The following is a 24142-nucleotide window of genomic DNA, read 5'->3' as shown; positions in this document are numbered from 1 at the left end:
AATGAGTCATTCTTTCCAAATTGAAAGTATAAAAAGTCAAATTTGTTAAAATCGAAAAGATACCGCTCATCAAAGTATGTTATATTTGAAGAGAAGGTTTTAAAATCTTATTGATTATGCACATAGAATTGCTTCGTAATTATTGTATCGCTAAAAAAGGAGTGACAGAGCACTTCCCTTTTGATGATGTTACTTTGGTTTTTAAAGTAATGGGTAAAATGTTTGCACTCTGTGGACTAGAGAAAATTCCTTTTTCTGTGAACTTGAAATGTGATCCAGAATGGTCATTAGAATTAAGAGATACATTTGGAGAGGCAATTATTGGTGGCTTTCATATGAATAAAAAACATTGGAATACAGTTACACCAGATGGCCGTATTTCAAATGATTTTTTCTTTGAATTAATTGATCACTCCTATGATTTAGTAGTACAAGGTCTACCAAAAAAAGTGCGATTAGAATTAGAGGCACTTTAAGTCAAAATAAACTTTCTATAGGTAGTTGGAGTCATGTGCTTGACTACTTTAAACTTTCGGTTAAAATTAGAGATATTGTGAAATCCAGATTGTAAAGCTACTTCAGCAACAGACAAATCTCTATCTCTATTCAGTAATTTACAGGCGTGTTCAATGCGCACTTCATTTAACAATTGAAAATATGTTTTGTTGGTACGCTGTTTAAAATACTTGCAAAAGGCATTGGTAGTCATAGAGGCTACAGAGGCAATTTTATCTAAAGTAATGTCTTGATTAAAATGACTCATGGTGTAATTAAATACAGCGCTCATACGTTTACCTTCATTATCCTTATAGTGTTTTTGATATACAAAAGATGAAATCTGCTGTGTTTTAGACTTATTAATAAGTTTCATGATTTCAAATAACAAGATAAAGCGCTCTAATTTGGTTGCTTTTTTTAGTTTTAGAAAATGAGATGCTAAGGATTTTTTGTTCGAAAGTAATTTCATACCAAAAGCGCTCTGTTTGAAAAAACGCTTTAAACTCCTAAATTCATTTAAGTCAAAAAAGCCCTCACCAAAAGAATCGTTTGTAAAAAACAACGTCATCATAAAACTTGGTTTATTACTTCCTATATCTGAGTTAAAAACATGAGGTATATTACTTCCAACTACTATAATATCTCCTGTGTTGTAGTCGGTTATTGAATCGCCAATAACCAAACTACCTTCACCACTTTTAATGTAGCTTATTTGAATTTCTGCATGTTGGTGCAGCCTATTGTAGAATTGTACTTCTTTATCTTCTTGATAAATCAATGCCTCATTTTCTGGCTTAGGTATTTTAAAGGGTAATACTTTCATTGATACAATACTAACTCTGATTGGTAGTCAAATTAAGCGATAATTATTCTAATATTCAACAAGAATAAAATATATGGATAAAAATGTACAAGTAGTGGATATTATTAATGTATGAGTTTTAAGGAGCTCCATGTAATTTTACGAAAAAATAATTCGCATACAATGAGTACACAATGGAATGGCGTAATGCCTGCTGTTTTTACATGGTTAAAAGAGTCAAATTCAGGAGCCCTTGAAATAGACTTTGATGCAACTCAAAAACAGGCTGCAGGTATTTTAAAAGTTCAAGGAAAAGGAGGGAGCAGAATGAGCGGACTTGTTGGTTCTGGAACTTTGGGTGAAAATAGTTACCTGAGTACCAAGCAGCGTCTTTCTTTACTTAAAGCTCTTTCTGAGGTTGCTAAAGAATACAATGTTCCGCTGATTAGTGGAGCAGCTGCAGAAACAAAGGAAGACCTTGCCAAAATTGTTGAAGGACTTGCGACAGTTGGAGTAGATACAGTAATGGTCATGCCACCAAAAACAAAGATGGCTCCTTCTGAAAAAGAAATGTTTGAATACTATGCGCTTTCTGAGGCTACTGCAAATAATGTGGGGGTAACAATTATGCCTTATAACAACCCTGATGCAGCCGGTTATCATGCGCTCTCAACAAATCTTCTTCTAAAGCTTGCTGCGCTTCCTAATGTAACGGCATTAAAAATATCAACTATTGATGTTTCAATTATTGAAACGATGCTATTAGCGAATAAAGAATTAAAAATTTTGGCAGGTGTAGACACAGTCACTGTGCATGCGGGACTTGCTGGAGCATGTGGTGGAATTACAGGTGTAGGTTGTATTTTTCCAAAAGCAAGTGTTACGATGCAGGAGTATGTTTTACATGGAGAATGGGCGAAGGCAAACAAAATTTCTCAAGCTTTAAATTCATTATCGTATCTAGATGCTCAGCCTTTGTTATTAGAATATTTAAAACTTGCAATGGGGATTCATCATAATGATGTTGCAGGAGGACTTCGTACCTTTGGTAAGAAATTAACGCAACAAGAGATTAATGATGTAAAAGCTAGGTATATATTAGCAAAAGAAAGGCTTGAAGTTCTAGATTTAGTTTAGGCCATTCGAATATTAAAAAAATGAAACTTTCAAACGAGTAAATTTGAAATAAATAGTTAAAAAATAAGTGAAGATGATTACCGGGAAAAACCAGATAGGAAATAAGGTATCCGCCAAAGGAACCAAAACATATAAAACCTTTAATCCGCAAACAAATACAGAAAACAGTCAGGTTTACTCAGAAGCGACTATAGAAGAAATAAATGAAGCGGTAGCTTTAGCATCTGATGCTTTTAAGAGTTTCAGTACAATGTCTGGTTCTAAAAAAGCTGCGTTTTTAAATGCAATAGCTGATGAAATTTTAGCATTAGATTCATTGTTAATAGATACGTATTGTTCAGAAACGGGTCTTCCGGCTGGTAGAGCTCAAGGAGAGCGCGATAGAACTGTTGGGCAATTGCGTTCTTTTGCAGCATTGGTAGAAGAAGGTAGTTGGGTAGAAGCAACAATTGATACAGCCGACCCAAACCGTGCGCCAATGCCAAAACCAGATGTTCGTAAAATGCTTACAGGGTTAGGTCCGGTAGTTGTGTTTGGTGCAAGTAATTTTCCATTAGCATACTCTACAGCAGGTGGTGATACAGCAGCTGCACTTGCAGCAGGTTGTCCTGTGATTGTTAAATCTCATCCAATGCACGCAGGTACAGGAGAATTGGTGGCTTCGGCAATAATTAAAGCCGCTGAAAAAACCGGAATGCCAAACGGCGTATTTTCTAATATCAACAGTAGTGGTATAGATGTTGGAACGCAATTAGTACAGCATACTGGAGTAAAGGCTGTCGGATTTACAGGGAGTATTAAAGGGGGGCGAGCATTGTTTAATTTGGCAGCTCAAAGAGAAGAGCCTATTCCTGTTTTTGCAGAAATGGGGTCAATCAATCCTGTTGTTATGTTGCCAGAAGCACTTCAAAATAGAGGGGCTGAATTGGCGTCAATTTATGCAAGTTCTATCACACTTGGTACTGGGCAGTTTTGCACTAACCCAGGTTTGATTTTAGGAATTAAGGGTGAAGCTTTAACGGCATTTGTGAATGCTTTAGGAACAGAGATCTTAAAAGTTGACCCTATGTGTATGTTGCATCCAAATATTGCTGCAGCTTATGCAGGAAATAAAGCAAATGCTATACAGCAGGCTGATGTGCAAATTGTTGGGGCTTATGAAAACGAGGTGCAAGAAAACTATGCACAACAAGCAGTAATTACTGTAGAAGGAGCCACTTTTCTAAATAATCCAACGTTGCATCATGAGGTTTTCGGGCCATTTAGTTTGATTGTACAGTGTGATAATGCAGCGCAATTAGAAACGATCATTTCAAAATTAGAGGGGCAATTAACAGGAACTGTTATTGCCGATGCTAATGAAGAAAATAATTATACCAACGTAATCAACGCACTTCAAAATAGAGTAGGGCGTTTGATTTTTAACGGAGTACCTACTGGTGTTGAGGTTTGTCCATCTATGAATCACGGTGGTCCTTATCCAGCTTCAACAGATAGCAGATTTACAGCGGTAGGTATACATTCTATAAAACGTTGGGTAAGACCTATTAGTTATCAAGATTGGCCAGATACATTATTACCTGAAGTACTTCAGAATAGCAATGTATTAGGAATTTCTAGATTGGTTAATGGCGAACAATCAACCGGTAAAATTTAATATTTGTCTTATGAGGAGCAAGCGTATTGTAGTTGTGTTTTTAATCTTATTTAGTTGTTTAACTATTAATGCGCAACGCGAATCATCCACCGATTTAGAAAAGTTAATTTTGAAATATCAAGACCATAAAGGGTATGATTATAAAGATTACCCTTTAGGTCTTTTTACAAAAGAGTATTATGAGTCCGAAGCAAAATTTGCTAAGGCCTTATTAAAAGAAGCAAATGATGTTTCTAGTGATGATTTAAAAGAAACAGATAGAATTTCTCTAGAACTATTAAAATTTGTACTTCAAGACAAAATCAATTATTTCAAGTTTGAACGTTATTTAAACCCATTGCTTTCCGATAGTGGATTTCATAGTAGTTTAGGATACAATGTTCGGTCATTGTATAATTACCGAGATGTCAAAAACTACTTAAACAAATTGAATGCGCTACCTGAATTTGTAGATCAGCATTTTGTAAATCTAAGAGCGGGTCTTAAAAAAGGAGTTTCTCAACCGCTCATAATATTTAAGGGATATGAATCTACTTATGACAATCATATAGTAGACAATTTTGAAGACAGCTATTTTTATTCGCCATTTAAGAGTTTACCATCTGATTTAACTAAAGAACAAAAAGATTCAGTATTGGTTGTTGCAAAAGAGTTGGTAGAACAAAAAGTAATCCCTCAGTTCAAGAGAATAAAGGCCTTTTTTGAAGATGAATATTATGTACAAACAAGAAAGTCAATTGGAGTGTCAGAAACTCCAGATGGGGGTGCATATTATCAAAATAGAATCAACTTTTACACTACAAGTACTCAATATACCGCTAAAGATATTCACGAGATAGGTTTAAATGAAGTTGCTCGCATTCGTGCGCAAATGGAACAAATTATTAAAGACCTAAAGTTTGAGGGGACCTTCGACGAGTTTTTCGAATTTTTAAGAACAGATCAACAATTTTACGCAAAAACTCCTGAAGAGTTGTTGATGATTGCTAGAGATATGGCCAAACGTGCCGATGCCCAATTACCACGATTTTTTAAAACTTTGCCTAGAAAACCATACGGTGTTGCACCGGTGCCAGATGCAATTGCCCCAAAATATACAACTGGGCGTTATGTTGGAACTTCTAAAAATAGTACAGAACCTGGTTATTATTGGGTAAACACATACAATTTGCCAAGTAGAACCCTATATACTATGCCGGCATTAACAGTGCATGAAGCTGTACCGGGACATCACTTACAAGGATCTTTAAACAACGAGTTAGGAGATAGTATACCGCAGTTTAGAAAAAACTTGTATTTGTCTGCCTTCGGAGAAGGTTGGGGCTTGTATTGCGAATTTCTTGCTGAAGAAATGGGAATGTATACAACACCTTATGAAAAATTTGGGCAATTAACCTACGAAATGTGGCGAGCTTGTAGATTGGTGGTAGATACAGGTATCCATGCTTTTGGTTGGACGCGTGACGAGGTTGTTAATTTTATGGCCTCAAATACGGCACTGTCTTTACACGAAATCAATACTGAAACCGATAGATATATCTCATGGCCTGGGCAAGCTTTATCGTATAAAATAGGAGAATTAAAAATTCGTGAAATGCGTTTAAAAGCAGAAGAGGCATTAGGTTCTAAATTTGATATTCGAGACTTTCATGAAATTATTTTAGAGCAAGGCACGGTAACTCTATCAATTTTAGAAACTAGAGTAAATAACTATATAGAAAGATCAAAGAATGAGTAGAAAAACATTCTTTTGCGTTGATGCACATACTTGTGGCAATCCAGTGAGAGTGGTTGCTGGAGGAGGACCTGATTTACAAGGTGCTACAATGAGTGAAAAACGTCAACATTTTTTAAAAGAGTACGATTGGATTAGAAAAGGTTTGATGTTTGAGCCTAGAGGTCACGATATGATGAGTGGTAGTATACTCTATCCACCACATGACCCTTCTAATGACGTAGCAATTTTGTTTATAGAAACTTCTGGATGTTTACCCATGTGTGGTCATGGCACCATTGGTACTATTACAGTTGCAATAGAAGAAGGATTAATAAATCCTAAAGTTCCAGGTAAAATTAGAATGGAAGCGCCAGCAGGTTTGGTGTTGATTGAGTACCAACAAACGGGTAAAAAAGTAGATTGGGTAAAGTTGACCAATGTTAAGAGTTATTTAGCGGCTGAAGGTTTGAAAGTAATGTGTCCAGAGTTGGGAGAAATTAGCTTTGATGTGGCGTATGGAGGAAATTATTACGCCATAGTAGACCCTCAACAAAATTTTAGTGGTGTTCACAATTTTACTGCGAGTAAAATAATTCAGTATAGCCAAGAAGTGCGTAAGAGGATAAATGAAAAGTATCCTGATATGTTTATTCATCCTGAGAATGAAACCATAAGAGATGTTTCTCATATGTTATGGACCGGTGATCCGTTAGACCCAACATCTTCAGGTAGAAATGCTGTTTTTTACGGTGATAAGGCAATTGATAGATCGCCTTGCGGAACTGGCACTTCGGCCAGAATGGCACAACTATTTGCAAAAGGAAAATTAAGCAAAGGAGAGCGCTATATCCATGAGAGTTTTATCGGATCTAAGTTTATTGGAACGATTGAAGAAGAAACCGTATTAAATGGCAAAAAAGCCATAGTGCCAAGTATTCAAGGTTGGGCCAAAGTTTACGGTTATAACAATATCATTATTGATGATGAAGATGATCCGTATGCGCATGGTTTTCAAGTGATTTAAAGCATTCCATTCTGTTAGGGCAGTTTGAGAATTTTATTCAAATATATCTTTGTTATGGCGTCCGTTTCGGCGGACGCTTTCCTAAATTGATGAATATGATTAAAAAATCTTTTGAATAATTATTAGCTTTTTTTTAATAGATAATAACAGATTAATTATCAAAGTGTATTTATGTTATTTAGAGAATATTTAAAAACAGCAACACAAAATTGAGATTTCAATTAGAAGTAATATGAGTAAAAATGTACTAGTTATTGGGGGCGGAATCATAGGTTTGAGTACGGCCTATTATTTACAAAAAGAAGGACATCAGGTTACGATTATAGATAAGTCTTCTATCGATAGTGGAGCATCTTTTGTAAATGCTGGATATATCACTCCAAGCCATATCATATCTTTAGCACACCCAGGTATTATAACTCAAGGAATTAAGTGGATGTTCAATTCTTCGAGTCCGTTCTATGTAAAACCTAGATTAGATGCTGATTTTATAAAATGGGCTTGGGCTTTTAAAAAATCTGCCACCAAATACAAAGTAGAAAAAGCCATACCGATAATAAAAGATATCAATGTATTAAGCAGAGCATTGTATGCCGAGATGAAAAACTCGAATGATTTTGATTTCTTTTACAAGCACAACGGATTGTTAATGTGTTATCAAACCGAAGCATCTGGAGAAGAAGAATGGCATGTTGGTCAGCGAGCAATTAAAGAAGGGTTGAAAGTTGAACTGCTTTCAAAAGAACAAGTGGCAAAATTACAACCTCATGCAAACCTCGATGTCAAAGGCGCAGTTTATTACCACTCAGATGCCCATATGACGCCACATGAATTTATGCCACAATTAATAAGTTATTTGAAGTCTAAAGGTGTTGTTTTTAAAACGAATGAAACCGTAAATAGGCTAAATCAAAGTGCCACTATTATTAAGGAGGTTGTTACCGATAAAGACACCTATCGCGCTGATGAGGTTGTTCTATCAGGAGGTGCTTGGAGTCCTCATTTGATAAAATCACTCGGTATTAAAATTCCAATTCAAGCTGGTAAAGGATATCGCATAAATGTAAAAAGAGAAACGGGGATTACATTACCTGCCATATTAATGGAAGCAAAAGTAGCTGTGACCCCTATGAACGGATTGACCAGGTTTGCAGGTACAATGGAAATAGGAGGCATCAATCATACAATTAATCCTGCACGTGTAAAAGCAATTGCTGATGCTGCAAGTCGCTATTATCACGGTTTAAAAATTAATGATATAGAACAACAAGAGGCAGCTTGCGGTTTGCGTCCTTGCTCACCAGACGGATTGCCATATATCGGTAAATCTGCTAAAGTTGATAATTTAACAATTGCCAGTGGACATGCTATGATGGGCTGGAGTTTAGGTCCTGCTACTGGTAAAATAGTTTCAGAAATAATTTCAGAAAAGAAATTGAGCATGTCTATTGATGCTTTTCATCCAGATAGAACATTTTAATTATGAGATATACACCTATTAAAAGCAACTCCACAACCGGCACATTGATTAGAAAATCCTTTTGGTTATTAGCAAGAAGTATCGGCTACTATCTTCCATTCGCCGTCAATCTTTTTGAAGATGATCATAAAAATTCCATTGGCATCACCAACGTTACGGGTTAAATAAAACTCTCCCATAACATAATAAGATTCATTTTCTATTTTGGAAATATCATTGATTTTAAACTTTAGCGTTCCAGTATTATCTGAAGTTGGGTACCCTTTTTTATACCTTTCAAAGGTGCTGTGCCAACCATAGGTTACACCGCTTTTTCCGTAGAATTTTAAATCTTTAGATTTCCAGTAGCCATCCATAAAGCCTTCGATATCATTATTAGACCATGCTTTTTCTTGCGCTTTCATTATGGAAAGGATAGCTTCTCTGTCTTGTTCTTCGGTAGCAGAGTTGCAAGATAAAAGTAGACAACATATAAAAATAGATAGTAATAAAGTTCGCATGATTATAAAGTATTGATTGATTGCATAAAATCTTCTTGAAGTACCTTTTTTAAATAGGTGAGTAGGTAATCTGCATTTTTGATGTTAAAAACTAATGGAGGTTTAATTTTAATCACATTGTGATCTGGCCCATCTGTACTCATAAGAACTCCAAATTCTTTCATTCTATTGACTAAATAAGATGTCTGATTCGCTAATGGATTCTTGTCAGAATCGACCAATTCAATACCTAAAAAGAGTCCTTCTCCACGCACATCACCAATAATAGGAAACTCTGTTGCCAGTTGTTTTAATTCTTGTTTTAGATATGTGCCAACTTCAAGCGCATTTTGTTGTAAATTTTCATTTTTTACAGTTTGTAGAACAGCTGAACCTATGGCACAAGAAACAGGGTTACCTCCGAATGTATTAAAGTATTCCATACCATTAGCAAATGCCTCTGCTATTTCTTTGGTACAAACCACTGCGGCCAAAGGATGACCATTACCCAATGGCTTTCCAATGGTAATAATATCTGGAATCACGTCGTATAATTGAAATCCCCAAAAAGATTTTCCTACACGTCCACAACCTACTTGAACTTCATCAGAAATACATACACCTCCAGCATCTCGAACAACTTGATAGGCCTCTTTTAAAAATCCCTTTGGAAGAGGAATTTGTCCCCCACAACTTATTATAGGTTCAAGAATTAATCCCCCAACCACTCTATTTAATCTTTTGATCTGGGCTACACAGTTTCTAACTTCATTGGCGTATAAAACACTAGCTTTTTCTCCTATATATTTCCCTCTGTAGGAATCTGGTAATGGGAAAATGTGAGTGTGGTCCGGACAACCGTTTCCTCCTTTTGCATCAAATTTATAAGAACTAATGTCAATACAAGCATTGGTGTTTCCATGATAACCAACTTGAGAGGCAATGATTTCTTTAGATCCTGTAACGGTTTTTACCATTCTAAGGGCAAGTTCATTTGCCTCGCTGCCTGAATTTACAAAATGAACAACACTCAATTCTGGAGGTAATGTCTCAATAATTTCCTTCGCTAACTGATTAATTTCGTTGTGTAAATAACGTGTATTGGTATTTAGAACAGCCATTTGATTTTGACCTGCCTTCACTACATATGGGTGTTCATGACCAACATGAGCGACATTGTTCACAGTATCAATATATTTTTTGCCATTTTCATCAATAAGATATACGCCTTGACCGCGAACCATATGAATTGGATTGTTGTATTGCAAGCTTAAACTTTTACCCAAGTGTTTCTTTCTAAAGTCAAGAATCTCTTTAGAATTGGTTTTGTTAAGTTCATTGAATTCAGGCAGGTTGAACAGTAAATTAGGGTTAGGGCATAAACTTTTCCAAATATCAATTTGACTATGGTAAGCGACACCCGGAAAATCATTTGTAAAATCTAAAAGAGATAACATGATTTGAAAATGTAAATGAGGTGCCCAATTACCATTTTCAGGGTAATTTCCTAGTATTGCGATTTGAGTGCCTTTCGAAATTTTATCTCCTACTTTGTATTGTAAAGCAGAATCAACAGTTAGATGTCCGTAGAGGGTAAAAAAACTAAAATTTTCTAGTTGATGTTTAAGTACAATTAGTCCGCCATATTCTTTGTTTCCAGCATCGTTAGTTGCAATAACTATTTCGCCATCAAATAATGCATGAACTGGCGTATGATGTGGTAACCAAAAATCAATACCTAAATGAATGGTTCTGCTTTGCGAACCCTTATTACCAATAGTGTCATACTCTGTTGAGGTGTATATTGGTCGCGGTTCTAAATATCCGCCAGCAATTATTTTTTGTGGTACCGATTTTTGAAGCTCGTTAATTTTAAACTGAAAATAATCTAGATTGTTAAACTCGGTTTGATGCCCAATCCAAGTGCTTGATACACTTAAATCAAGGAGGTGTATTTCATTTTTGTTGATTGTCGGGAACAAATCACTTAAAACAAAATTGTGCTGACTAGACCATTTTTCAAATAGCGATTGATTTGGGTGTGGATTGTAATTACATGCAGCTCTAAAATGATATAATGCCAATTCACTTGAGATGTTTTTCCATTTTAGTAATAACTCCCACGCACTAGCATCACTGCGTTGTAAGTAAATATTATCAGGTTCTTTTTGTTTATTAATGGCTGCTTTAGTAACAGAAATAATCAATCGCATGCCAATGCAGGTGTAAAGATGTTCTAATTCTTTTTCCTGTAAATTGAATTTGCTGTGATAGCCTTTAATTATAGAAACAGACGCCGAAAGCGGATCTTCTAAATTGACAATTGCATAAGCGCAAACAATGGCTAAATCGTTTATTGTTTGTGTGTAAATCGCATCTCCAAAGTCTATAACAGATTTAATTTTTGGTTGTATTAAATCCATAGATACAACGATATTGTCATAATTCGTATCGTTATGTACAACTTGTTTTCTAAGTAAATTATAGGATTTTAGTTGTTTTTCAAATTGATTTTGAAAGTATATAATTATTTCTTGTTCTTCTTGATTGAATAGTTGAATGTGTTTTTTTGTCCATAATGATTGAGCGATATCCCAATCAAATTTGTAATTGGCATTTTGATGTTTAAAATGTTGAAGTGAATTGGTTAAATTTCCACAATAAGTACCAAGCTGTAATCTCAAATCATCAGTTTGAGGATTCACATCAACATATATCCTTCCATCAATCCAGGATAGTAATCTTACATAACGCCTACAGCCTGATTTATCTGTATAAATAGAAATAGATTCTTGTTTTGTGTTTTCTATTATTTGGGGAGTAATAATTTCAGTAGTATCTTGAATTGATGTCAATAGAGACGATTGAAAATCTAGGGCGTTTAAATCACTATCTGGTCTAGAAATCTTTAGAACGTAGCTTTCTGTTTTAGAAACTTTTACTTTAAAATTAAAGTCTAATTCGCCCGGTAGTTCAGAGATTTCACCTGAAATTTGATATAATTTTTCAAGAATTTCAGATGCTTCTTGGAGACTGATTTTTATGTTTTTGTAGTTTCCCATTACGTGATTTTCAATCTCTAATATACATTGCTTATCTCAGAATAACCCTATTTTTCATAAGGTCTACAACAAATGTATGTGCACCTCTATTATGTGCGGTTCCTTTTTGTATAATTTCATTCATTAATCAAAAATAATGAAAAGGTGATGCTAATGAAAAAATACCCGCAAAATGGCGAAGTAAGTACTTAGGGAGGATAAAGTTGTAATAAATAGTTAATTACCTTCTAAACAATTTTCTGTTGACTCATATGAAAAGCATCGGCTTGTTGCTGCAATAACTCGCGTGCTTTCTTACGTTTGTAATTATACAATTCTTCTTCCTCTGTCAAGTCAGAATAAATTTCTTCATTCAATTGACTATCTGTTTTAAAGATTTCTTTACGCTGTTGTACTTTTTGGGCTACCCAAGTTTTAATGGCATCTTCATTATCTGCTAATTGCATGTCATAGACCCCTCTTGGAGAAATGAGTTTTGCAAAAATTGGTGCTGTTTCTATAGCTAAAAACAGTAAGAATATAAATAGTGATGGCAGCAATGGTAATTTATCTAAGGCGTTGATTCGCGCCATTAATCCATCGAATCCTGTTATTATTGGTGCAGTACTTGTCTCACGTTCTTTTTGTGCTATTTGTAATGAGGCAATGGCAGCTTCATTTGCTTCAATTTTGTCTTGATTAACAATTTTTAATTCTTTTAGTTCGGCCAAAGCTGCATCATGCTTGTCTCTTTTTTCCTTGTAAACAGGTCCCTTACCAACTAACTGTGTTCCCTTTCTCCCTTCGGCCTCAGCAATATACGTTTCATATAAAGTATCAACAGCTTGCTCTTTTAGAGCTACTTCGTTTTTTAGTTGGGCAATTCCAGCTTGTAGTTGTTGAATTTCTGGAGCATACTGAATTGCAATTTGTTTTTTATTGGCTAACAGATAATCGTTTTTTTGCTCGAGTAAAACGCGATCTATTTCTTTTTCAAAGATTTTTAATTCTAATGGTTTAGATATTACAACTGCAATGATTACTGCCAATATGAGTCTTGGAGTAGCTTGAGCAATTTCTTTCCATTTACTATCAGATTTTTTGATAGTACTAACAATAAATCGATCTAAATTAAAAATTAGCAACCCCCAAACTAAGCCAAAAATTAGGGCGATGTAAACATTGTCAAAAACAGTGTAAAGTGCATATCCAGCAGCAAGCGTTGCCATAACTGCTGTAAAGAAAACGGTGCCTCCAATACCTACATATTTTTGTTGTTCGGCTTTTGAAGATTTTTCAAGAATGTCAATGTCTGCTCCAGAGCAGATCCAAAAGAATTTAGTAAGCATGGTGAAGTATTTAAGGTTATAACGACTGTTTTTGACAAATTGTTACACGAATATGAGTATTTAACGATTTTTAACGCTTTAAAAATCAGACAAGAAGTTTTAGGGTGTATCTATTTTATTAAAACTACATTTGCGGGAAAGCTAATTTGTATGAGTTTACTTGAGGATTTAATTAAGCGAAGTAATAATTGTTGCGAGTTATGTGGAGCCACTCATGACTTAAAAATTTATGAAGTGCCACCAGTTTCAACTGGAGGATTGGATGGTAGTCTGTTTGCTTGTGAAACTTGTGTTTCTCAAAATGAAAATCCTGAATTAACCGATGTAAACCATTGGCGATGTTTAAACGATAGTATGTGGAGTGAATTTACAGCTGTGCAAGTTGTTGCATGGCGAATGCTTTCCAGATTAAAGACTGAAGGTTGGCCTCAGGATTTATTGGACATGCTATATTTAGATGACGACACTTTAAAATGGGCTCAAGCTACAGGAGAGGGGTTGGATGAAAGCGAGAAAGTGATTCACAGAGATGTAAACGGTGCTATTTTACAATCAGGAGATTCTGTAGTATTGATTAAAGACCTAAAAGTGAAAGGTTCTAGTATGGTTGCAAAACAAGGTACGGCAGTAAGACGTATATCATTAGATCCTAATAATGCAGAGTATATAGAAGGAAAAGTGGGGCCTCAAGCCATTGTGATTGTTACAAAATATGTAAAGAAATTGTAAGGCTATTCTTCGTCTTCATCTACTTTGGCAATAGTAAGAGTTGCCTTAGCACCAGTTGCTAAATTCCATTCATTAGAAGAAATTACTTGAGCTTCATCATCAAACACAACAAATGCCGCAGTATTTGGACCAGAAGTACCTTGGTTTAAAGCTTTAAATGAAATAACATTTAATCCATCTTGAAGTGGTAATGCAAACTTTTGCCAACTTGTAGTTAAAACGATATTTCGAATCACAGGTTGCTCATTTACATAAATTGTAACCGTATCTCCATCGGGATATTGAAAATCTCGACATACAATAACAACTCGATCAGATATTGTACTAAATCCTCCCAGATATTGATCGACCTTAGGATATTTTCTGTTGACTTCATTTACTTTTTGCTGTGCTCGTTGCGCTCGTAAATCTGCTGCGTTGGTAATCCCTTTATTTTTAAGATTTGCCTTGTCTTGCTCTTTTTGCATTTTGGCAAGCATCTGATCTATGGCATCTTCAATACCAGAATCATCTGTTTTTCTTGGGTCATTAAATTCTGCTTTTTCAACTTCAATATCTGGTTGAACATCTTCTAATGGAACTTTGACTTCGTTCTTCTTTCTAGGATCTTCTAACTGAGCAAAAGACTGGACGCATCCTATAAATAAGAACGCAAAAACTACTAATATGTGGAGTTTCCTAAATTTCATAAAGTAACAACGCCGACAAAAATACTATTTTAAGCAAATTGAGTCGTTAAGGTTATGATAAATTGCAATTTGTATTAAACAATAATTATGCTAAAGAAGCATTAAATCGTCAAACTTATAGCTATAATTAAGCAAAATTTGGAGTTTATCACTATTAACGATTTTATATTTTGTTTCTGAATTGTGATTAAAAACGGGTTTTTGCTTACCTAATTTTAATAGTTGCTTTGTGTAAAACGATTCGCGTGTTGGATGTGAGTTAGCACAAGCATTAAATATTTGATTCCAATGCCCGTGTTTTATTATACGTTCTAAAACTGCTAAACAATCTTCTAAGTGAATCAAATTTACAATGCCTTTAGGATTGTTTAATTGACTTTCTCTTTTGATAAAATTACCAGGATGTCTATTGGGGCCAAATAAGCCACCAAAACGAACTATGGTTGTTTTAAATTTTTTGTTTTGAATAAACAGTTGTTCAATTTTAGTGAGTGGTTTATTTATTGTTTCAGTCAATTCGGTAACTTCAGCATTATTGAAAGGATATACCGAGGTTGAACTTATGAATAATACCTGTTGTATAGATGATTGCTCAATGTTAGAAATGAACTTTTCAAAAGCTTCAATAGATTTTGAGGTAATCGCAACAATTAACGTATTTGATTCTAAAAAATCACTTATTTGATTTAAGTCTTCAATTGAGAAAATGTATGACGAAATACCATACGTCACTAATTCTTTGCGCTTTTTGTTTGAGGTATTCGACCCTTTAACTGAATAACCTTGTTGAGCCAATTTCTTAGCCAAAGGCAATCCTAGCCAACCACAACCTAATATGCTAATCTTATTATTAATACAATCAGGTTTTATTATTCAAACATTTCTGTGTAGTACTTATAGAATAATGGAATAGTTTCAATACCCTTTAAGTAGTTAAAAATACCATAATGCTCATTTGGAGAATGAATGGCGTCACTGTCTAACCCGAAGCCCATTAAAATGGTTTTACTTTTTAACTCTTGCTCAAAAAGTGCTACAATAGGAATAGAACCACCACTTCTTTGCGGAATGGCTTGAACACCAAATGTTTCAGTATATGCTTTGTTTGCTGCTTGGTAACCTATGTTGTCAATTGGAGTTACATACCCTTGTCCACCATGATGAGGTTTAACTTCTACTTTTACGGATTTTGGCGCAATGCTTTTAAAATGTTTTTTGAATAAGTCTGTAATCTCATGCCAATCTTGGTTTGGAACCAAACGCATAGAAATTTTTGCATAGGCTTTAGACGCTATTACTGTTTTAGCACCTTCGCCAATGTATCCACCCCAAATTCCATTTACATCAAGTGTTGGTCTTATTGAGTTTCTTTCGTTGGTTGTATATCCCTTTTCTCCATAAACATCGTCAATATCTAGAGCAGATTTATAAGCATCTAAAGAAAATGGAGCTTTAGCCATTTCAGCGCGTTCTTCTTTAGAGAGTTCCTCAACCTTGTCATAAAATCCTGGAATGGTTATATGATTGTTTTCATCGTGCAATGAGGCAATCATTTTGGTTAAAACATTGATTGGGTTTGCAACAGCACCTCCATATAGACCGGAATGTAAATCTCTATTTGGTCCTGTAACTTCTACTTCTACATAACTCAAACCTCTTAAGCCAGTTGTAATAGATGGTTGGGTGTTGCTTATCATTCCCGTGTCAGAAATTAAGATAACATCATTCGCAAGTTTTTCTTGATTGCGTTGTACAAACCAACTTAAGCTTTCAGAACCTACTTCTTCTTCGCCTTCTATCATAAATTTTACATTGCATGGTAATTGATCAGTGGCTGTCATTAATTCCATAGCCTTTACATGCATATACATTTGCCCCTTATCATCACACGCACCACGGGCAAAAATCGCACCTTCGGGATGTAAGTCTGTTTTTTTGATTACAGGTTCGAAAGGCGGAGAGTCCCACAAATCAATTGGGTCTGCAGGTTGCACATCGTAATGTCCGTAGACTAAAACTGTTGGTTTTTTAGGGTCAACTATTTTTTCTCCATATACAATTGGATACCCTGGAGTTTCACAAATTTCAACATGGTCGCATCCTGCTTTCTCAAGAGAAATTTTTATGGCATCAGCCGTTTTTAAAACATCTTCTTTATAAGCACTATCAGCACTAATAGAAGGGATTTTTAATAGTTCAATAAGCTCTTCTATAAAGCGATCTTTGTGCTGGTTGATATAGGAATTGATTTGTTGCATAATTCGTAAAATTTAAAGCTCAAAATTACGAATAAACTATGATTTTATTGAATCAAAACTGTTAAGAAAATCTAATGAGCATCAAGCCAATTATCGCCGGTGTCCATATCTACATCTAATGGAATTGAAAGCTTATAAGCATTTTCCATTTCATGTTTGATGATAGGTTTAATTGTATCTAATTCATCTTTAGGAACATCAAATACCAATTCATCATGCACTTGCAACAGCATTTTTGTTTTAAACTGCTCTCCTTCTAGACGATTTTGAATATTGATCATCGCAATTTTAATAATGTCTGCTGCACTACCTTGTATAGGTGCGTTAACGGCATTACGCTCATCTGCACTTCTAACTATAGAATTCTGAGAGTTGATATTTTTTAAATAGCGCCGTCTACCTAATAAAGTTTCAACATATCCATGGTCTCTAGCAAAATCTACCTGTTTAGAAATGTAGGCTTTAAGAGTTGGATATGTAGCGTAATATAAATCTATTAATTCTTTGGCTTCTTTTCTGCTTAAGTTGGTCTGATTACTCAATCCAAAAGCAGAAACTCCATAAATGATTCCGAAGTTTACTGTTTTGGCATGGCTACGTTGTTCCCTGGTTACTTCTTCTAGGGCAACATTAAAAACTCTGGCAGCGGTTGCGCGGTGAATATCTTCTCCATTGATAAAAGAAGTTTTCATTGTTTCATCTCCACTTAGCTCAGCTATCAAGCGCAATTCAATTTGAGAATAGTCGGCTGCGAGTAGCACATGGTTTGCATCTTTAGCTACAAAAGCTTTACGCACTTGTTGACCTCTTGGTGTTCTAATTGGAATATTCTGTAAATTGGGATTATTCGAACTCAATCTACCTGTAGCAGCTACAGCTTGACTATAGGTGGTGTGAATACGATGAGTGCTGTCATTAATTTCATTTGGTAAAGCATCCACATAAGTGTTTTTTAATTTCACCAATCCTCTCCATTCTAAAATATTTGAAACAATTTCATGTTTAGGAGCTAAAGAAGAAAGGACCTCTTCGTTCGTGGCATACTGACCTGTTTTTGTTTTTTTAGGTTTCTCTACCAATTTCATGTGATCAAACAATACTTGCCCTAATTGTTTTGGAGAAGCCAAATTAAATTCTACTTGTGCTTCACCATAAATTTTTTCTTCTAATGCTAGAATGTCTTTATTTAATTCTTCTGAAAGTGATTTTAGGAAATCAGCATTAACATTAATGCCTTCTAATTCCATTTTGGCAAGTACTCGCAATAAAGGAATTTCAATTTCAGTAAAAAGTTTTTCAAGCTGATCTTTTTGTAAATCTTTTTCAAAAACGGATTTCAGTTGTAAAGTAATATCGGCATCTTCAACAGCATATTCGGTTTGTTTGTTCAACTCAACATCGCGCATTGATTTTTGATTCTTTCCTTTTTTACCAATCAGGCTTTCAATTTTTATTGGTTGATAGTTTAGATAGGTTTCTGCCAATACATCCATATTATGACGCATTTCTGGATTGATTAAGTAATGCGCGAGCATAGTGTCAAACAAAGGACCTTTTACATATACCCCGTATTTATCCAAAACCTTGATATCATATTTTAAATTTTGACCTATTTTTTCAATTGACGCATCTTCAAAAAAGGGTTTGAATTGATCTACCGTTTTTTGTGCATCTTCTCTATTTTCTGAAATAGGTAAATAGTATCCTTTTCCTTGCTCGTATGAAAATGCAATTCCAACCAATTCTGCCGTCAAGGTATTAAGCCCAGTAGTTTCGGTATCAAAGCATACAGATTTTTGTTGCATCAATTTTTTGAGCAGTAAATCTTGCGCTAATTGGTTGTGAACATATTGATAAAAGTGAGATTGATTTTCTGAAGTTTTATATCCTGTTTCTATTTCTGCAGCTGCATCTCCAACTGAAGCAAATAAATCTAATTGAGGAGAGCCAGTTTGTTCTTGACTTAAATTTTTGACTTCTTCTTTTATCTCGTTATTTTGATCACTTGGCTTTTTAAAAATACGTTGAAAATTTTCTAGCGTTCTTCTAAACTCTAATTCTTGGAAAATTTCTCCTACAGCTTGGAAATCTGGCGTAGAGAGTTGGAAATTTTCTTCATGAAACTCCACAGGGCAATCCAAAATGATGGTTGCTAATTGCTTAGAAAGTATGCCCAATTCAGCATTTGCTTCAATTTTTTCTTTCATTTTGCCTTTTAACTCGTGCGTGTTGGCTAATAAGCCTTCCATAGAGCCATAGGCTTTAATGAATTTTTTTGCTGTTTTATCACCAACTCCAGGAAGTCCTGGAATATTGTCTACAGCATCACCCATCATGCCTAAATAGTCAATTACCTGTCTAGGATACTCAACTTCAAATTTCTCTTTTACTTTTTCTATATCCCAAATTTCAATACCATTACCCATCCTTGCAGGCCTGTACATAAAGACATTTTCAGTAACTAATTGCGCATAATCTTTATCGGGTGTAACCATATAGGTTTGATATCCTGCCCTATCAGCTTGAACAGATAATGTGCCAATTAAATCGTCGGCTTCAATTCCTGCAACTTCAATAATCGGAATATTCATAGCTTCTAAAATGCGATGAATATAGGGAACAGCGATTTTTATAGCTTCTGGAGTTTCTTGCCTATTTGCCTTATATTCGGGGAACGCTTCACTTCTAGCTGAAGAACCACCTTTATCAAAAGCGACCGCAAGGTGGTCTGGTTTTTCTCTACGAATAACATCGAGAAGTGAATTTGTAAAACCTAAAATGGCAGAAGTGTCCATGCCTTTTGAATTAATTCTAGGATTTTTAATTAATGCATAATAACCTCTAAAAATTAGGGCATAAGCATCTAAAAGAAACAGTCTTTTTTGTTCTGACATATTGGAAATTTAAGAATAGTAAAAATACCATTTTTTTGCAGAGAACTGTTGCGGTGAATTATTGGTTTTTTTAGGTTGTTGGTCGATTGACTGGTGCTTTTTATTGGATAAGTAGAAAATATAGATTAAAAAATATTGTTATGCTTTGATTTGTAGCTATTTTTGCCCTCGATTTAATTTAAATATGAGTCGTTCCCAATTAGCTTATTTATTAATATCAATTATTTTTTATAAAGGTTTCGGACAATATGGTGTGCACAATACAGGTGTAGTGTATATTTCTCCGGGGACTTCTGTTGCATCGATTCAAGATTTTGATAACAGAACTGGAAGTTCTTTTACTAATGATGGATTTCTTAATGTAGGAGATGATTTTTATGTAAGAGCTGAGGTTGTTGCAACTAATAATGGTGAAATGGTAGTGGTGAGAAGGTTGGTAAATAGTTTTCAATTAATCAATAATCCAGGTGCTTCAATAAGAGTGGGAGGTTTATTTAGATTAAAATCTGGAGATGAGGTCTTTAATAACGGTTTAATTATTTTTGAAGGTGATTTTAGAAATAGAGGTAACTACATAGAGAGTAGTACAGGTACATCTCGTTTTGAAGGGAACTTTGTTCAACGAATATATAGTGGAGATGATACTTTGACTTCTGTAGAATTTAATAATTTGGTAATTAATAATACGGGAGTAAATAAAGGTGTTCAGATTGAAGAGAATGCTGAATTAAGTGTTAAAGGAGTTTTGACATTAACTAATGGAGATTTGCGTTTGATTGATGAGGCGCAATTGGTGCAAGGGTTAACATCGACTGTTGTTGCAACTAATGGAAGTCTTTTAAGAGATAGGCAAGGTATTGCTTCAGCTCAAGGGTATAATTATATGTCGTCACCAGTAAATACTGGAGGTTCTTACTCTCTAGTTGGAAACTTTTACGATGGTACCGATGCTGGTGTAAATGCTTTTACTCCGCAAAATGTGCAATTTAATAATGGTTCTCCTTACAATGGGTTGCCTTCAACCTTAGACGGAGGAGGAAATGTAACCACGCCTTTAACAATAAATAAGTTTTGGTTGCATACCTATCTTGGTAACGGGGCTTATAGTCAATGGCAACGGATTAATGAAAGTATAACTTTGACTCCAGGCACAGGTTTTACAATGAAAGGAACAGGGGCAGCAACTACCGCACAAAATTATACATATAAGGGTGAGCCAAACAATGGTGATTATTCGTTTAATGTACCAAATGGTCAATCTGCTTTATTGGGTAATCCTTACCCTTCTGCCTTAGATGCGGATGCTTTTATTACCGATAATAGTGCCGTTGATAGACTGTTATTTTGGGTAGATGGAGGAAGTAATTCACATTATTTAGCAGATTATTATGGGGGTTATGCGATTAGAAATTTAACTACTGGTGCACCGCCATCTGTAATTCCTTCTATGATTGCAGGTTTAGGAAGTTCTGCTACGACACCAGCACCGGGTCAATATGTTGCTGTAGGGCAAGGATTTTTTGTTGAAAGTGTTAGTAACGATGACATTACTTTTACAAATGCTCAAAGAATTGCAAAAAGAGAAGGAGTTCCTGCAGATGATTCTAATTTTTACAGGGGACTAAGCTCATCTAACTTTGACCCAAATAAGAAAACCATCGTAAGAATAGGGTATGAAGACCCAGAAGGTTTTCATAGGCAGTTAGCGTTGGGATTTGTGCCTAATTCACCAGCATCTTTAGGTTACGATCCTAGCTATGATGCCAAAATGATTGGGACTCGAAATGATGATATGTATTTTGATATTGAAGGAGTAGAAGAGGGCTTTGTAATTCAAGGAGTAGGTTCATTTAATAATGACCTAACTTTTCCAGTAACTTTGCAGTTAGAAGAAGGAGGATCTCATAAGATTCTTTTAGATGCTTTAGAAAATTTTGATGGTCCTGTTTATCTCTATGATAGGCTGTCCCAAATTAATTACCCACTACATGAAATACCTGCACTTTTAGAGATGCCAGGAGGTCTTTATGAAGATAGATTTGAAATTGCATTTGTTGAACAATCTGAACAGGTGTTGGGAGACGAATATTTTGATACAGCTATTTTTAAAGTCTATTTTAACGAAGGTATTGTAATAAATAATCCAGAAAGCGTTGTGCTTAACAAAATAGAGATTTTTAATGTTACAGGACAATTGATTAGTGCTGTAACAAGTGAAAACCAATTAAATAGGGCATCATCAGTGCTTATTCCTTTTGAAAAGGCAAAAGGTATATATATTGTAAAGATTGTATCTGAAAATAAACAGTATTCTTTTAAAATTTTAAATTAATCACAATGAACACAATTTTTAATTTAAAAAAAGTAATAGCCGTAGCAGCTTTTTTAATTGGTGCTACTTCTTATAGTCAAATGGGTGTGGGAACTACAAGTCCTAATTCTAATGCGATGTTGGATATTGAATCTACATCAAAAGGATTATTGCCGCCCAGAATGACTACAGCGCAGAGGATAGCTATTTCTCCTGTAGGTACAGGGAATTCTGGGGATAATGGATTATTGGTTTATGATACTGATGAGAATGCTTATTATTTTTGGAATGGAAGTTCTTGGTTGGTATTAGGCGAAACTGAACGTTCAGTAGGTAATATTTATTTAACATCACCAGTTTCAAATTTTAATATTGGTTATAGCTCTACTCTAATAAATGGTGTTACTACGATGGTTAATTCAACAAATTTTGATTCTCCAAGTAATGGAAGATTGAGATATACAGGTGCTTCTACAAAGGTTTTTAATATAACTGCAACAATTTCTTTTAAAAGAAATTCAAGTAGTTCTGGTGCTGAAGAAACATTTTCTTTTGGGTTAGGTATAAATGGAGGAGCTGTAGTCGCTGCTACTTCAAGTTCTGTTAAATTTGACGACAATACCTCTACAATAGGTTTCCCTGGAGTTAAGAACAATGATTCGAAACTAGTTACCATTGTTGGAACAGTTTCTCTAGCTCAAAATGATTACATAGAGTTATTTGCATCTAATGCGAACGGAACAAATATTGATATTGACACTATTCAAATTGTTGTAGACTAATTTCTGTTAAAAAAATTCTAAGCTTTTAAATATCTTACGACGAATGGGCTAATACATTTATATTTGCCACATGCTACGTTGGATTATTTTTATCATAATTTTTACTCTAATAGATTTTTATGCATTTCAGGGTTTTAAAGCCGTGTCTAAGCATAAATCAATTTGGTGGGCCTATTGGTTATTTAGTTTATTTGTAATTTGTAATGTAATTTACCAAATCAATACAGATGATAGGACTAATGGTATGTCTCACGGACTAATGTGGAGTTTCGGTTTAATGATTTTGTCTGTTGTGCCTAAACTTTTGGTCTTATTAGTTATGTTCGGAGAAGACGTGTATCGTTTGGCCAAATTAGCAATAGATTATTTTAGAGGTGAACCATTGGAAATGGCGAGTAGAAGAGCATTTTTGGGTAAAGTTGCACTGGGTGTTGCGGCAATACCTTTTGCTTCTATTCTGTATGGAATGACCAGAGGTAAGTACAATTATCAAATTGTGAAACATACGTTGTTTTTTGATGACCTTCCAGAAGCTTTTGATGGGTATCAGCTTACGCATATTTCTGATGTACATAGTGGAAGTTTTGATAATGCTGAAAAGATTAATCATGGTATGGATTTGATTAATCAGCAGGAAAGTGATTTGATTTTATTTACTGGTGATATTGTAAATAATGTGGCTGAAGAAATGGAGCCATGGATTCCTTATTTTGCGAAATTGAAAGCGAAAGATGGTAAATACTCTGTTCTAGGAAATCATGATTATGGTGAATATGTGCGTTGGGAAAAACCTGGACAAAAAGAACAGAACTTTGAAAACATAAAAGGGATACATCCAAAAATCGGATTTAACCTATTGTTGAATGATAGTGTGCATATTCAACGAGGAGATGAGAAAATTGCTCTGGTGGGTGTAGAGAATTGGGGAACACGATTTAAAAAAGCTGGAGATTTAAATATTGCTTCTGAAAAAGTATCAAACGATGATTTCAAAATTTTAATGAGTCATGACCCATCACATTGGGATAAAGAAGTAAAATTACATTCAAATAAATACCATCTCACCTTAAGTGGTCATACGCATGGTATGCAATTCGGAATCGAGATTCCTGGTATCCGTTGGAGTCCGGTACAGTATGTTTATAAGCAATGGGCGGGTATCTATGAGAATGCCGGAAGATTTATAAATGTGAATCGTGGCTTTGGGTTTTTAGCATTTCCAGGTAGGGTTGGAATATGGCCTGAAATATCTGTAATTACTTTAAAGAAAAAGCGTTAATAATGGTTGTTTTTCG

The 24142-nt window shown here is 34.9% G+C and carries 18 protein-coding genes; 10 read left to right on the top strand and 8 right to left on the bottom strand.

Annotation, left to right across the window (positions count from 1 at the left end):
* Positions 1-116 precede the first annotated feature (116 nt).
* The gene (locus ACYQ5R_RS03070) at positions 117-476 is read left to right on the top strand and encodes an MmcQ/YjbR family DNA-binding protein (protein ID WP_460189437.1); all 360 of its coding nucleotides are present in this window, start codon (positions 117-119) and stop codon (positions 474-476) included.
* On the opposite strand, the gene ACYQ5R_RS03065 is transcribed toward ACYQ5R_RS03070, so the two are convergent.
* On the bottom strand, positions 473-1321 hold the full coding sequence (locus ACYQ5R_RS03065; protein WP_460189436.1) for an AraC family transcriptional regulator: 849 nt from the start codon (positions 1319-1321) through the stop codon (positions 473-475). The genes ACYQ5R_RS03070 and ACYQ5R_RS03065 overlap by 4 nt on opposite strands.
* 162 nt (positions 1322-1483) lie before the next feature.
* Between ACYQ5R_RS03065 and ACYQ5R_RS03060 the strand changes: the two genes are divergently transcribed.
* From ACYQ5R_RS03060 to ACYQ5R_RS03040, 5 genes are all read left to right on the top strand, one after another.
* Positions 1484-2437 carry a dihydrodipicolinate synthase family protein gene (locus ACYQ5R_RS03060; RefSeq protein ID WP_460189435.1) on the top strand — a complete coding sequence of 318 codons (954 nt, stop codon included), beginning with the start codon at positions 1484-1486 and terminating at the stop codon, positions 2435-2437.
* Positions 2438-2510: 73 nt separating this feature from the next.
* Positions 2511-4094: an aldehyde dehydrogenase (NADP(+)) gene (locus tag ACYQ5R_RS03055; protein WP_460189434.1), complete on the top strand. Its 1584-nt coding sequence runs from the start codon at positions 2511-2513 to the stop codon at positions 4092-4094.
* A 10-nt stretch (positions 4095-4104) separates the two neighbouring features.
* Positions 4105-5832 carry a DUF885 domain-containing protein gene (locus ACYQ5R_RS03050; protein WP_460189433.1) on the top strand — a complete coding sequence of 576 codons (1728 nt, stop codon included), beginning with the start codon at positions 4105-4107 and terminating at the stop codon, positions 5830-5832.
* Positions 5825-6835, top strand: coding sequence for a 4-hydroxyproline epimerase (locus ACYQ5R_RS03045; protein WP_460189432.1), 1011 nt, complete (start codon positions 5825-5827; stop codon positions 6833-6835). Before ACYQ5R_RS03050 ends, ACYQ5R_RS03045 begins: the two co-directional genes overlap by 8 nt.
* Before the next feature lie 232 nt (positions 6836-7067).
* Complete coding sequence (locus ACYQ5R_RS03040) at positions 7068-8315, top strand: NAD(P)/FAD-dependent oxidoreductase (RefSeq protein ID WP_460189431.1); 1248 nt, start codon at positions 7068-7070, stop codon at positions 8313-8315.
* 68 nt (positions 8316-8383) lie between these two features.
* Here the strand turns inward: ACYQ5R_RS03040 and ACYQ5R_RS03035 are convergent, their stop codons facing one another.
* The 3 genes from ACYQ5R_RS03035 to ACYQ5R_RS03025 all read right to left on the bottom strand — a co-directional run bounded on the left by ACYQ5R_RS03035 (position 8384) and on the right by ACYQ5R_RS03025 (position 13184).
* Positions 8384-8815, bottom strand: coding sequence for a YybH family protein (locus ACYQ5R_RS03035; protein ID WP_460189430.1), 432 nt, complete (start codon positions 8813-8815; stop codon positions 8384-8386).
* Between the two features lie 2 nt (positions 8816-8817).
* On the bottom strand, positions 8818-11856 hold the full coding sequence (locus ACYQ5R_RS03030; RefSeq protein ID WP_460189429.1) for an aminotransferase class III-fold pyridoxal phosphate-dependent enzyme: 3039 nt from the start codon (positions 11854-11856) through the stop codon (positions 8818-8820).
* Positions 11857-12083: 227 nt separating this feature from the next.
* Complete coding sequence (locus ACYQ5R_RS03025) at positions 12084-13184, bottom strand: DUF4407 domain-containing protein (protein WP_460189428.1); 1101 nt, start codon at positions 13182-13184, stop codon at positions 12084-12086.
* A 150-nt stretch (positions 13185-13334) separates the two neighbouring features.
* Here ACYQ5R_RS03025 and ACYQ5R_RS03020 point away from each other — a divergent pair, with 150 nt between their 5' ends.
* The gene (locus ACYQ5R_RS03020; RefSeq protein WP_460189427.1) at positions 13335-13913 is read left to right on the top strand and encodes a PhnA domain-containing protein; all 579 of its coding nucleotides are present in this window, start codon (positions 13335-13337) and stop codon (positions 13911-13913) included.
* A gap of 2 nt (positions 13914-13915) precedes the next feature.
* Here ACYQ5R_RS03020 and ACYQ5R_RS03015 read toward each other — a convergent pair whose 3' ends face one another.
* From ACYQ5R_RS03015 to polA, 4 genes are all read right to left on the bottom strand, one after another.
* On the bottom strand, positions 13916-14602 hold the full coding sequence (locus ACYQ5R_RS03015; protein ID WP_460189426.1) for a hypothetical protein: 687 nt from the start codon (positions 14600-14602) through the stop codon (positions 13916-13918).
* A gap of 90 nt (positions 14603-14692) precedes the next feature.
* Positions 14693-15439 (bottom strand): NAD(P)-binding domain-containing protein, encoded by a 747-nt coding sequence (locus ACYQ5R_RS03010; RefSeq protein WP_460189749.1) that lies wholly within the window; start codon positions 15437-15439, stop codon positions 14693-14695.
* Between the two features lie 32 nt (positions 15440-15471).
* Positions 15472-16860: a dipeptidase gene (locus ACYQ5R_RS03005; protein ID WP_460189425.1), complete on the bottom strand. Its 1389-nt coding sequence runs from the start codon at positions 16858-16860 to the stop codon at positions 15472-15474.
* A gap of 71 nt (positions 16861-16931) precedes the next feature.
* A complete protein-coding gene (gene polA, locus ACYQ5R_RS03000; RefSeq protein ID WP_460189424.1) occupies positions 16932-19754 on the bottom strand; it encodes a DNA polymerase I in 2823 nt (940 codons plus the stop codon).
* 184 nt (positions 19755-19938) lie between these two features.
* Here polA and ACYQ5R_RS02995 point away from each other — a divergent pair, with 184 nt between their 5' ends.
* From ACYQ5R_RS02995 to ACYQ5R_RS02985, 3 genes are all read left to right on the top strand, one after another.
* Positions 19939-22086 carry a T9SS type A sorting domain-containing protein gene (locus tag ACYQ5R_RS02995; protein ID WP_460189423.1) on the top strand — a complete coding sequence of 716 codons (2148 nt, stop codon included), beginning with the start codon at positions 19939-19941 and terminating at the stop codon, positions 22084-22086.
* 5 nt (positions 22087-22091) lie between these two features.
* Positions 22092-22847 (top strand): hypothetical protein, encoded by a 756-nt coding sequence (locus tag ACYQ5R_RS02990; RefSeq protein WP_460189422.1) that lies wholly within the window; start codon positions 22092-22094, stop codon positions 22845-22847.
* A gap of 70 nt (positions 22848-22917) precedes the next feature.
* Positions 22918-24126 carry a metallophosphoesterase gene (locus ACYQ5R_RS02985; protein WP_460189421.1) on the top strand — a complete coding sequence of 403 codons (1209 nt, stop codon included), beginning with the start codon at positions 22918-22920 and terminating at the stop codon, positions 24124-24126.
* Positions 24127-24142 lie beyond the last annotated feature (16 nt).

The organism is Urechidicola sp. KH5 (assembly GCF_054661455.1).
The sequence above is the reverse complement of the archived record's forward strand: the minus strand, read 5'-3'. Positions and strand labels throughout refer to the sequence as shown.